This window comes from Syntrophomonas sp. DTU019, from assembly GCA_913757435.1.
In the GTDB taxonomy this organism is placed as follows: Bacteria; Bacillota; Syntrophomonadia; order Syntrophomonadales; family Syntrophomonadaceae; genus DTU019.
In genome coordinates, this window is the sequence record CAJYDM010000001.1 from 102,808 (window position 1) to 115,186 (window position 12,379).

The 12,379-nt window shown below is 50.4% G+C and carries 10 protein-coding genes; 5 read left to right on the top strand and 5 right to left on the bottom strand.

Annotation, left to right across the window (positions count from 1 at the left end):
* The first annotated feature begins 112 nt into the window (after positions 1 to 112).
* Genes AC15IQ_RS00490 through AC15IQ_RS00510 form a run of 5 tightly spaced genes read left to right on the top strand, consistent with a single transcriptional unit; the run spans position 113 to position 3,826 of the window.
* Positions 113 to 1,513: a radical SAM protein gene (locus tag AC15IQ_RS00490; RefSeq protein ID WP_483176649.1), complete on the top strand. Its 1,401-nt coding sequence runs from the start codon at positions 113 to 115 to the stop codon at positions 1,511 to 1,513.
* The gene (locus AC15IQ_RS00495; RefSeq protein WP_483176650.1) at positions 1,510 to 2,148 is read left to right on the top strand and encodes a methyltransferase family protein; all 639 of its coding nucleotides are present in this window, start codon (positions 1,510 to 1,512) and stop codon (positions 2,146 to 2,148) included. The genes AC15IQ_RS00490 and AC15IQ_RS00495 overlap by 4 nt, the downstream gene beginning before the upstream one ends.
* Positions 2,126 to 2,623, top strand: a complete 498-nt coding sequence (locus tag AC15IQ_RS00500) for a DUF4395 family protein (RefSeq protein WP_483176651.1) — start codon at positions 2,126 to 2,128, stop codon at positions 2,621 to 2,623. The genes AC15IQ_RS00495 and AC15IQ_RS00500 overlap by 23 nt, the downstream gene beginning before the upstream one ends.
* 23 nt (positions 2,624 to 2,646) lie before the next feature.
* On the top strand, positions 2,647 to 3,387 hold the full coding sequence (locus AC15IQ_RS00505; RefSeq protein WP_483176652.1) for a prolipoprotein diacylglyceryl transferase: 741 nt from the start codon (positions 2,647 to 2,649) through the stop codon (positions 3,385 to 3,387).
* Positions 3,377 to 3,826: a hypothetical protein gene (locus AC15IQ_RS00510; protein ID WP_483176653.1), complete on the top strand. Its 450-nt coding sequence runs from the start codon at positions 3,377 to 3,379 to the stop codon at positions 3,824 to 3,826. The genes AC15IQ_RS00505 and AC15IQ_RS00510 overlap by 11 nt, the downstream gene beginning before the upstream one ends.
* An 8-nt stretch (positions 3,827 to 3,834) precedes the next feature.
* Here the strand turns inward: AC15IQ_RS00510 and AC15IQ_RS00515 are convergent, their stop codons facing one another.
* The 5 genes from AC15IQ_RS00515 to AC15IQ_RS00535 form a co-directional block, all read right to left on the bottom strand.
* Positions 3,835 to 5,646 (bottom strand): adenine deaminase C-terminal domain-containing protein, encoded by a 1,812-nt coding sequence (locus tag AC15IQ_RS00515; RefSeq protein WP_483176654.1) that lies wholly within the window; start codon positions 5,644 to 5,646, stop codon positions 3,835 to 3,837.
* 360 nt (positions 5,647 to 6,006) lie between these two features.
* The gene (locus AC15IQ_RS00520; RefSeq protein WP_483176656.1) at positions 6,007 to 7,539 is read right to left on the bottom strand and encodes an FAD-dependent oxidoreductase; all 1,533 of its coding nucleotides are present in this window, start codon (positions 7,537 to 7,539) and stop codon (positions 6,007 to 6,009) included.
* Positions 7,540 to 7,953: 414 nt separating this feature from the next.
* Positions 7,954 to 9,255, bottom strand: coding sequence for a DUF6612 family protein (locus tag AC15IQ_RS00525; RefSeq protein WP_483176657.1), 1,302 nt, complete (start codon positions 9,253 to 9,255; stop codon positions 7,954 to 7,956).
* A gap of 191 nt (positions 9,256 to 9,446) precedes the next feature.
* Positions 9,447 to 10,868: an NADH-quinone oxidoreductase subunit N gene (locus AC15IQ_RS00530; RefSeq protein WP_483176658.1), complete on the bottom strand. Its 1,422-nt coding sequence runs from the start codon at positions 10,866 to 10,868 to the stop codon at positions 9,447 to 9,449.
* Positions 10,868 to 12,376, bottom strand: coding sequence for a complex I subunit 4 family protein (locus AC15IQ_RS00535; protein WP_483176659.1), 1,509 nt, complete (start codon positions 12,374 to 12,376; stop codon positions 10,868 to 10,870). Before AC15IQ_RS00535 ends, AC15IQ_RS00530 begins: the two co-directional genes overlap by 1 nt.
* Positions 12,377 to 12,379 lie beyond the last annotated feature (3 nt).

Sequence of the window (12,379 nt, forward strand, 5' to 3'; positions counted from 1 at the left end):
ACGATCATTCCACATCTATTAGTGAGAATCCAAGGCTGCTGTTTTGACTTCAACCCGGCTACGCTGCTTTGCCAGGTGGTATAATGGAAAAAACCGGTCGAGGTACACTGCATTGAAGTCAGAGCACCCATCTTCCCCATCATTAAGGGATTATACTTTTTTCGAAAGCACCACCAGCATCTGCCCGCAATGTATGAACACCGTTGCCGCCAAGGTGGTTGTTCGTAACGGGCAGGTGTTTCTCCTGAAATACTGTGCTCATCATGGCGAGCAATGGGAGTTGCTGGAGGAGAGCGCTGAATATCATCTGCGCAAGAGGCTCTACGATAAGCCAGGTACTAAAATGAAGGTTCACACCACAGTCAGCCGGGGCTGCCCTTTCGACTGCGGAATCTGCCCGCAGCACGATCAGCACGCCTGCATCGGCTTAATAGAGATTACCAATAGCTGTGACCTGCGCTGCCCGTTATGTTATGCCGGGGCTGGCGAGGGTGAACATTTGACCTTGACTACCATCGAGCGGATGATGGATTTCTTTTTGGATTCTGAGGGCGGCCAGGCCGAAATCCTGCAGATCAGCGGGGGTGAGCCCACCCTGCACCCGCAGATTATTGATATTATCCGTCTGGCTAAATCCAAACCATTTAAATACGTGATGCTCAATACCAATGGTCTGCGCCTGGCAGAGGATAAGGCTTTCGTGGAGGCGTTGCAGGAATTCAGGGGCGGCTTCGAGGTTTATCTGCAATTCGACGGCTTTAAAGAACAGACTTATCTCCAACTAAGGGGGCGTAATCTGCTGGAATGTAAGCGGCAAGCTCTGGAAAATCTGGCTTTTGCCAAGATACCCTCAACCCTGGTCTCAACCGTCAGTGGAGGGATAAATGAGGAGGAAGTCGGCAAGATATTCTTGTTTGGCCTTAAGCAGCCGTATGTGCGGGGGATTAATTTTCAGCCGGAGGGTTTTTTCGGACGCATCCCGGATATAGGCAAGAGGAAGCGGGTGACCCTCTCCGGGGTCTTGCAGCGACTGGAACAGCAGAGCAGCGGCATGTTGAAAATTAGTGATTTCATCCCCCTGCCCTGCAACGTAGAGCGCGTAGCCATCACCTTCCTGTACCGTTCCCAGCAGGGCGGCTTTCTTCCCATCACCCGCGATGCCCGCATCCAGGACTATCTGCACCTGATCGACAACACCTTCGCCTTCACCATTGAAGACGCGCTTAAGAATGCCGGCCGGAGTATTACGGATATCAAAGCCAGCCTGGATTGCTGCAAATTCATCAGCGATTTTCGTCACATCATACCTTTCAATTTTTTCGCCAAATCCAAACAGAGAAAGATGGAATACATTGATGAAAATACCTTTCGTTTAAGTGTGACCTCTTTTATCGACAGATACGATTTTGATATAAAATCAATGCAGAAAGAATGCGTCCATGTGATCACCCCGGATTTACGCAAAATACCTTTTTCTGCCTATAATATGATACATAGGGGTGACAAAACATGAGGGGGTTTCCGCCGGAATTTTCTCTGGAGCTAGTCATATCCCTGGTGATTTGTTTATGTGTGGTGTTGATATTTACAGCGGTGATTGTTGATTTTGCGCTTTTCTCCAGGCGTGAAAGAGTGCGCCGGGAAAAGCGCTCCTTAGTGGACACAGCCACTATGACGCTTTTTTTCCTCTTTTTCTATGCCATCCTGCAGAGCGGGAAGGGTTACCTCCCGACAGCACCCGGCTGGGGCAAAATGGCCTTCATGATTATAGGAACCTTGCTGGTAGTTGTCGGCTGTCTGGTCAATCTGGCCGGGCGGCGTAACCTGGGGGGCAACTGGGCCAATCATATCAAGATCTACGAAGATCACTGCCTGGTGACCAGCGGGATGTATAAACTGGTCAGGCACCCCTTGTACGCTTCTATTATAATGATGTTTTACGGCGCCTCTGTGGCTTATGTCAATGTTCTAGCTCTGGCTGCGGTGACGCTCATATTCGTTCCCTTTATGATTTACCGGGCCCGGCAGGAGGAGGCCCTGCTGCGCGAACAATTCCCGGATTACCGACAATACCAGTTACGGACCGGTATGTTTTTTCCTAAATTCGGAAAAAGGAGGATAAATCATGAAAGAATACCACCCGGTTGAGGTCCCCTCGGCTGCGTTTGCCTTCTGTAAATACAGCCTGGCTTTGCTGCTGTGGGCGGCCTGGATCCTGCACATCAAAGAACTGGTGGGTGTGGTTTTGCTGATCTTGCTTCTATCGGCCTGGTTGGGAGTAGAGCGAGCCCCTCTGGTTCTGCTGTACAGCCATACTATCAACCGCCTCCTACCTTCAAAACTGGAGCTGTTAGATGGAAACGCGGTGCGCTTCGCACATCTGGCTGGTTCATTCCTAAATGCGACTGCTCTGATATCTCTCTATTTTATCAATCCACAGGTGGGATGGGCTATAACCGGGCTGACCGCCATTCTAAAAACCTCAGGGGCGCTGGGATTCTGCGGAGGAATAAAACTGTATGAATGTCTGAACAGCCCCAACGGGAAATGTTGCCGCTTTGGCAGGCAATTGAAAAACCTGCAGTGTGACCCGCGGTCCGGCAAAGGGGGCAATACACTATAGGCAGCGATTGGGGAATTAGGCCGGTGTTGTTCCAAATCAACGGTTTCCCGGTTGATACTTACCCAGTTATGATAATGGTGGCACTTTTAACCGGGATACTGCTCTACCGGCATCAGCTCCGGCAAGACCGGATACAGGGCTGGGAAGCGTTTTATATCGCAGTATTGGCCTTATCAGGAGGCATACTGGGAGCAAAACTGCCTATAATCATCATGCACTGGCAGGAGCTCAACTCTGCTCCTCTGTCCTGGGCCACGATCTTGTCAGGACGCACCATAGTTGGAGGACTACTAGGCGGTTTTGCAGCCACCTGGGGCGGCAAGAAACTATTAGGCATTGAGGGGCGTCTGGGCAATCAAATTGCCATTCCTGTGGCGGTCGGCATGGCAGTGGGCAGAATCGGCTGTTTTCTGCGGGGCTGCTGTTATGGAGAGGCCACCACACTACCCTGGGGAGTGGATTTCGGAGATCATATAAGGCGGCATCCTACTCAGGTCTATGAGATAGTTTTCGATATCATCCTGGCTGGTTTCTTAATTTGGAAGAAACGGTACGGGGTGGTACAGACGGGTGAATTGTTCAGGATCTTCCTAAACAGCTACCTGAGCTTTCGTTTTATGCTGGAGTTTATCCGGGTAGAACCGCTGGGCGCACTGGGTCTGACCGCTTTTCAATGGCTGTGCCTGGTGTCCTTGCTGTATATGAATCGAAGTTTTATCTGGCAGCTTATTAATTGGAGGAGGAGCAAATCATATGAACTATGAGAACAACCCCGGAGATGATGATAAGCTTAAAGGCGCCCGTAATGGGACGCCTCCGGATGCCGATCAGAGCAACCCGGAAGAGCCTGGCCCCAACTCGGAAGGGACAGAGATTCCAAATTCGAACGGGACAGAGACTGGAGATTATTCCTCTGCAGACGCACCACCCCGACGCAAGACTGCTGTGGAGGTAGCGTCCGGCCTGGGTATAGCTGCGCTGGTATACGCCCTCTTGTGGGCGGCTTTCGCTTCACAGGTGGGCATCATCATTGTTGTGCTCAGCCTGGCCCTCTTGGGAGGAGGCGTGGTATGGAGCGTTAAGCTGATGAGGAGCGGCCGCACCGCCATGGGGGTGACCATGCTGGCGGCTTTTGCCCTCCCGCTCTTGGCCCTTTTGACCGTAGGCGCCTGCGTCTTGCTGTTTATACCTTTTTCGGGCTAGGATATACTCTACCATGACCTACTGCTTATGAACTGAGAGCCGCGTAATACCTGATGGGTCTTGACTTCGGTGATACCGTCCCTGGTAAGCCGTATGCTGGGCAGATGAGTCGATGACAGAAATCTCAGGGTATAGAAAGGTTCATGGTGGGGATAGCCAGCTGCTACCAACACCCGTTCTATCTGCTCACTGGCCTCGATAACATGGGGCATAGAGCCGGGGTTCATGCTGCCTCCCAGAGGCAAGGCGAGTTCTGCAGCAATATTCCCCTTCTGGACGACTACTATGCCTCCGCCCAGCTCATGTATGCGCCGCAACGCTAACCGCATAGCGTCGGTATCCTGCCCCACAACTACCAGATCTGATGATGCGGTATTGGAAGCGGCGATACCATCCAGTTCCCTGGCAAATCTAAAGATGATACCATGAGTGACTGACCGATAATCGCGGCTGATCAAGGTTGCGTAACAGAGACCCTGACCTTTTTCAACGTGCAATTTTCCGTTTGCGGGTCTGATCTCCTGGCCCAGCTTATAATTGCGCTGCCTGGTGATAACCGGGTCAATCAACTCCATTACCGGGAAAATGGCTTCCCCGCTGAACAAAGGCTGCAACGGCACGTCCTCCATACACACCGAAGGTTTTGACAAGGGTTTAACCCCCAGTCCATTCCAGTCCAGATGCACCAGGGGGTATTGCCTGTCTACATTCAAGCCTTTCCTTTCCACCACCAGTTTGCCATCTGCCCAGACCATTGTCGGAGTCGGCTCATTCAGGCTGTTTAACACCAGTATATCTGCAATCCGTCCGGGAGCTAAACCGCCGATTTCATTATCCAGCCCCAGGTAAACCGCAGGGTTTCTGGTCACCAGTTGATAGGCAGTGATGGGATTAACCCCCTGCTCCAGGGCAATCTTGATCAAGCGGTCAGTGAAGCCATGCTTCAAAAAGGAAGGCTTGGGAGCATCAGTAGTCATCATTATTCTTTCCCAGGCCAGATGCTTGTGTTTCAGCAGTCCTTTCAATAAGTCAACCAGGTCCGGACGAAGCGACGAATTGCGCAAGGTGGCGTACATCCCCATACGCAAACGCAAGAGGACATCATCTGCATTGATCGATTCGTGGCAAGCCGTCACCCCCGCTGCTGCCAGGGGATTAAGGGTTCTGAGCGAGGCCCCGGGAGCGTGACCTTCGGCTCTTTTCCCCAAAGATAAGGCCTCCAAGAGCCATTCTTGCATGTTCTTATGGCCTGTGATCAAGGATGGCCAGTCTGTAAGTTCCCCTACCTGCACAAATCCTCCATGCCTAATCAACTGGCTCACTGCTTCCCTGGTAAAGCGCGCTGAATGCTCGGGGCTGAAAGTCTGCGGATCCAAACGGGCGCTCCACAACATTTTATGGGGATGATGCTCAAGGATGTTCTCCACCATGGATATAATCTTATCGGGGGACATAAGGTTCATGAACAGGAGGTCGTCATTGACTGAACAGGTGGTCCCCCGGCTCAACACCTCATCAGCAAAGGCCAGCGGATGGTGCATGGTGAAGGGATGGGCGTGTGGTTCTATGTAGCCCGGCACCAGTACCCGGCCTTCAAGGTCGATCACTGTGGTGGATGCTCCCTGCATCGCGTCGGATGGGCCAATATATGCGATCCTCTGCCCTTTTATAGCCAGATTGGCTTCCAGCAGCTCACCGTTGTATACATCCAGGATGTATCCCCCGGTGAAATAATAGTCCGCCGGTTCCAGTCCTCTAGAGACCGCAATGACGCTTCTCATTATATCGATATTCCAAGGTCTCAGTCTTCCTCTGGTCATTTAAGTTTTGCCCCCCCGGTCTTCGCAAAGAAAGCTGCGTCGTTTTAGGTATCAGCTTCAAACTATTGCTCATTTTACCATATTTGACCGCCATAGGACCGCTGACTGCTGGCGGCACGGGTAAAGGTGCACTGTTATACAGGAGGCAATGATTATGATGCTATAGATTCAGAGCGTTTGTAAAGTGCCCCGCGGATATCTGGGGCTGACTTTATAATTCATTTAAGATGTTAAAGATTTGGCTAATTCGTTATGCGAAAACGGCCTGCAAGCAGGACGGCCTTGATTGATACGGTCTTGTCCATGCTGCAGGCCGATTAAGAGTGATCGGTGCGTATAGGATAGGGTTCTATTTACTGTTTATTCAAAGATACGGGCTTCGACCGCATTGGAACATTGTTCAGCAGCGTGCAAAATATTGAAAGCTGGTCCTTCTACAACCTCACCGGTGTAACTGAACCTGGAGCCATGGCATGGACAGTCCCAGGTCCTTTCGGCATCGTTCCAGTTAAGCTCGCAGCCCAAATGTGTGCAGGTAATATCAACAATATGCAGCTCACCTTTATCATCGCGGAAAGCGCCATACTTTTCTCCGTTTATTTGAATAGCCTTGCCTTCCCCATTGGAAAGCTCAACACCTTCAGGGAGCCGGGCAATTTTCCCTGCCACCAGGTTCCTGGCCACATTAAGGTTCAGCCCCACAAAGGTTTTCACCGAGGTCAGGTTAAACCTGGAGGGATTGTAAACCGGCGCCCAGGGACTATCCCCTCTGACTATCAAATCGTTTAAAACCATGGCAGATGCGGTTCCGTTGGAAATGCCCCACTTATCAAACCCGGTTGCAACGTATATATTGGCGCTTTTAGGGGTGAGATGGCCTACATAAGGAATGCCATCCAGGGTTTGATAATCCTGAGTCGACCAGCGGTAGAGCACATCTTTAACCTCAAAGTTTTCGTGCGCAAAATCTAAGAGGTTTTCATAATGGGTGTTAAGATTGGTTCCCTCCCCGGTAGGATGGCTTTCCCCGGCTATCAGGATCAGTTCCCCGTCTTCATATGGTTGGGAGCGAAGTGAACGGGAGGGGCTTTCCGCGCTGATAAACATTCCTTCCGGGAAGGCCTCCTGGGCCTTTATGGCGATTATATAAGCGCGCTGCGGGTCCAGTTTGCTAAAGTACATACCCCCTCCATCGAAAAAGGGGAAGTGTGAAGCAATTATGATTTTATCTGCCGTGACCTTTTGGCCCTGGCGGGTGAGTACTGCCAGGGGATTCTCATCAATTCCCACTGCAGTGGTTTTTTCCAGAATGTAACTGCCCTGGTCTGGAATCTGTCGGGCCAGACTTTGCAGATATTTCAGAGGATGGAATTGGGCTTGATTATCAAACCTCAGCGCCGCCCGTACAGAAAAAGGCAAGGGGCTGTTGTCCATATAGCTGGCCTTAATACCCAGACTGCAGGCCGCCTGGGCCTCGTCCTCCAGATCTTTTAAATACTGTTCAGATTGGGTGAATACATAAGCTGGACGCCAGGAAAAATCGCAATCAATATTGTTTTCGGCAGCAGTGCTGGCAATCAAGTGAATGGCGCTCTCATTGGCATCGGCGTATTGCTGGGCCAGTTCCTGCCCCACCTGTTGTTTCAGCCTGGCGTATATCAAGTGATGCTGTGAGGTTATTTTGGCAGTAGTATGTCCGGTCGTTCCTTGCAGAATTCGATCCGCTTCAATGATTGCCACCTTTACGCCTTGTTTTTTCAACAGGTACGCAGCGGTAATGCCAACGATACCACCGCCGACTATGGCCACATCCACCTTTAGATCTTGTTGTATTTCCGGATAACCAGTGGACGGAGTAGAAGTCATCCAGAACGAGCTTGGTCTATCTTCCATAACAAATTACCTCTTACTGATTTTTTAATGCTATTAGCTTGCTTCAATTGGGGGCGTTTATACCCACGATTATGCTTATATGCAGGTACAATGGAGTACGGAAGCGCGGGAACGTTTTTTTCTTCAACCCCAAGGAAGCAAGACTTCCATGAACCGTCAGTTTAAAAACGTGCATAAAGATTCTATAATAATGTGTTTGGATGCTGTCTCCCAAGCCGGATGATATGTGTAGGCGGTCGTGCGTAGATCAATTCTTTACTGGTGGCATACCCCGGAAGCAAACCCGGTTGCAGAACCCAGGGCAAGAATTCAGCCTGATGATATTTCTACCAGCCAAGAATTGTAGAATTGGCCTGCAGAAAAAACCAGAAGCCACCCCCCCAGGAGTGGCCTCTTGAGTATTCTTGCATACGTTTATTGGGCGGGCTGATCAGGCATCTCAGCGGCCATTTCCGCCATAACCTCTGCCATAGACCTGGCATCGCTAACATCAGGCACTTCAAACTCCACGCCATAGTCGTAAAGCTGGTAATCGGCCTGCTGTTTAATGTTCATTTGCATCGACATGGCTTCGGTACCGGCCTCTTCATTGGCGGGCACATCCAATGTCATATCCATGTTCATATCCATATCCATGGAGATGGCAAGATAGGTTTCATAGTCGAAAACCATGCTATAGCTGATATCAGCTTTGAGGCTCTTCATCATCTGATTTATCATTGCCGTGATCTCGGTGCCATTAGCTGCTGCACCGCCAGTTGTGAACAACCCGGTGTTTTCTAATATGTCGTTGAGGTATTCGCCCAAAGATTCTTCATCCATGGCAACGCCAATAACTCCATAGTTTTTGCCGTCAATCACCTTATCTTCCTCATAGGCTATGACTGCGCCGAACTCTTTCATCTGCATGATTGATTGAACCGGATCCTGACTGCCATACTGCTCCATCAACTGGTTAAGATCCAGGCCTTCCATTTCCATCTTCACCCAGCCATCGTAACCAGGCATGGTCATGAACATACCTTCATCATTCATAACCACTTCGCTCTTGAGGGCCTCGGGGGGAATGGCTTCATCTGTTCCAGTTAGGTTTTCCACTTTCATTTCAGTAGTAACATAGGCCAGCAAAGGTTTTTCCTGAATAGAGCCTGAAACCTGTCCGGACATATCAATGTTTTGGGTCTGCCCGTCAGCAGTCATTTGCATTTGCATAGTAGTGTCAGCCTTCATCTTATACCTGCCCTGGCTGGTCATGGCCTGGGTTATTTTGCTAAGGGTCTGCTCAGCGGTCAGGCCATTTTTCAGAACCGGAGAGGTGACGGTAATTTCATAGGTGCTGGCATCCCATCCCACTTTGGCCCCTAGGTTTTCCAGCACGAAGCGCAACGGAACCACAACTTGTTCTTGGTCTGTCTGGGCTGCAAAAGGCATAACCGCCGCCTGGCCATTTACCAGCGCTTGACGGCTTCCCAATTGCATGGATATAACCTGGTCATTCATGGTGATAGCTATGTTATCACCATCCACCTTAGTCGTAACCGGCATCGCCTGTTCAACGAAACTTAAAGGCACCACTGTATTGCCCTCATAAACCGCAAAATATCCGTCATAAACCTGTCCATTCGCTTTAATCACGAACGTCGACGAAGCTGCCGCCGGGGCTACTGCCATAGCCAACAATAGTACTGTCAGAATCAAAACCAATGTCTTTCGCATCACAAAACCTCCTTTTGTCTAAACACCTTCTAAGCACAAAAAAACAATCTATTAGTTATGACGTTTATCTTCTAGATTTCTTTCCGTTTTTCCCCCTAAGATTTTAGGTTTTTATGGTCAACAGCCATTGGGCGAAAAAGACAAAGGGGCAAAGGGGATGATTTACTGTCCCCTTTGCCCTTTTGTCTATGCTAATACAACACCTGTATCGCGATTTCAGCAAATTGTGATAGCGGCTGAGGATAGATGCCGATGATCAGAGTCCCAACCAGACATACCAAAAGCGCCACACGGGCCATGGCTGGCACCGGCACGGACTGTTCGCTGCTCTTGCCGATATACATGAGCCTTGAAACATTGAGGTAGTAATATACTGAAACCATGCTCATAATGAGCCCTATGAAGGCCAGCCACAGGTAACCTGACTGTATGGCTCCTGAAAACAGGTAGAACTTACCGGCAAACCCGGCCATAGGAGGTATGCCTGCCAGGGAGAGCATGCAAATGGTCATGATCGCAGCCAGCATCGGGGCTCGTTTGGCCAGACCGCTGAAAGCGTCAAAATCTGAGCTGCCGCTCTGCGTCTCCACCAGGGTGGCTACTGCAAAAGCTCCTATATTAGAGAACACATAAAGCATGGCATAGAACAACACTCCCTTGAATCCATAGACATTGGAAGCTGCCAGCCCAACCAGGATATACCCGGCCTGGGCTATGCTGGAATAAGCTAACAGTCTCTTGACGTTTCTCTGCGCCAGCGCAATAAGATTTCCCGTTATGATTGTCACCGCAGCCAGTATGGCCAGGAGCATGGTCCAGTTATAATGTGCCGCCGGCAGGGCTGTCACCAGAATGCGCAGTAAGGCTGCAAAAGCGGCTGCTTTGGAACCAACCGCCAGGTAAGCCGTCACCGGGGTCGGTGCTCCCTGGTAAATGTCCGGAGCCCACATATGGAACGGCACCAATGCTATCTTGAAGGCGAAGCCCGCGATCAACAGGATTATGCCTGCGATCAATACTGGCTGGGTCACAACCTGAGCTTGCAACGTCTGGTAAACCACAGCAAATACGGTGGATCCGCTGGAAGCGTATATCAAGCTTATGCCAAAGAGCATTACTGCCGATGACAAGGCTCCCAGAATGAGGTATTTTAACCCCGCTTCGGCGGAGCGCCCGTCATCCAAGAGATAAGCGCTGAGGATATAGAAGCTGATAGTCATCAATTCCATTCCGACATAAAGGGTTATCAAATCCCCCGAGGAGGCCATTATTATCATCCCCAAGGTGGCGAACAGCATTAGGCTGTACCATTCACTCTGCCGTTCGCTAAAAAGATGCAGGTAATTGCCCGCCATGGCAAAGATTATTAAGGCGGCGCTTAAGAATAGCACCCGGAAAAAGTGGCTGTAGGCGTCAATTCCATAAACACCTTGAAAAAACTCGGCCTCATATCCAAACTGCCAAAAGACTACCACAAGTATGCCCAGCGTTCCGATCATAGCCACCGCTCCGGTAACCTTTTTACCTCTCTGGGGCAGAATCAAGCCCAGGGCCAGGACTACAATCCCCAGGACCGTCAACAACATTTCCGGGGCCAGCAATAAATAACCCATTATAAGCTCCCTCCCACCTGTATGAGATTGGTTGAGGCCAGAAGTTGTCCCATTCCTCCGTTGATAAGATCCATAACGGTGAAGGGCAGGACCCCTCCAATGATAATAGCCAACCCCAACACGATCAGAGGCACCATCTCTACCCCGCGCAAATCCTGAAGGTGATCCCATTCAGCTTTACGCGGACCGAACAATACATCACCCAGGGTGCGCAGAATATATACAGCGGTGAGCACTATGCCTGATACCGCAATCACTGTCAATACCCGGTACTCATTAAACGCTCCCACAAATATGGTGAACTCGCCCACAAAATTAACCAGCCCGGGAAGGCCTAAAGAAGCTAGCCCGGCCAGCATCAAACCGAAAGCCAATCGGGGCATCTGATGGGCCAAGCCGCCGAAATCAGCTACATTGCGAGTATGGCTCTTATGGTACAGATTACCGATCATGGCAAAGAACAGTGCAGACATAACTCCATGGGCGAACATCATCATCACCGCACCGTTTAAGCTGATTAAATTCAAGGCGGCGATTCCTATCAAGACATAACCCATATGACTGACTGAGGAATATCCCACGATGTATTTCAGGTCCTTTTGATTCAAGGTCACGAAAGCCGCATACACCACATTGGCGATAGCCAAAACCGCTATTACCGGGGCCACGAGCTTCGCCCCGGCTGGCAATATGAAGATACCAATGCGAATCAAGCCATAGCCTCCGATTTTCTTTAACACCCCGGCATGTATCATGCTGACTGCGGTAGGGGCTCCGGCATAACCATCCGGTGACCAGGCGTGGAACGGAAACATGGACAACAGAGTGCCAAAGCCCAGGGCCATCAACACGAAAACCAGGACCTGGAACTCCACCGGATACTGCACAGTTGCCAGGGTGGCGATATCCATGCTGGGGTAGCCCAGCATAGCCTGAGCTTTCACGAATAAAGCGATCAGACCGACCAGCAGAAAGGCGCTGCCGATCAATAGATAAATAGTCAGCTTCATGCCGGCGTATTCCTTAGTCACCCGTTTGGAAGACCCGAAAACGATTACCAGAATATAAATCGGCACTACTACCACTTCATAGAACAGGAAGAATATGAACAAGTCGGTAGCCAAAAAAGTACCCATGACTCCGGCGATCAACAGCAGCAACAGGCTGAAAAACTCCTGCACCCTCTCTTCAGTGTGCCAGCTGGCATAAACCGCACTGAAACCGATCAGGTTGGTCAACAGCAATAGCGGAATACTGATACCGTCAACCCCCAGTGCAAAGTTCACCCCCAGGTCACCCACCCAGGGCACTGACTCCACAAATTGCATCCCCTTGACGCTATGATCGTAACCGAAGAAGACCACCAGCGACAGGATCAGACTGATAAAAGTGCTTATGGCAGCGATGTATCTGATCAGCTTTTCGTTATTCCGGGGGGTCAACATTATCAGGACCGCTCCCAGCAGAGGGGCCATGAGGGTTACGGTTAGAATATGAAATGATTGCATAAC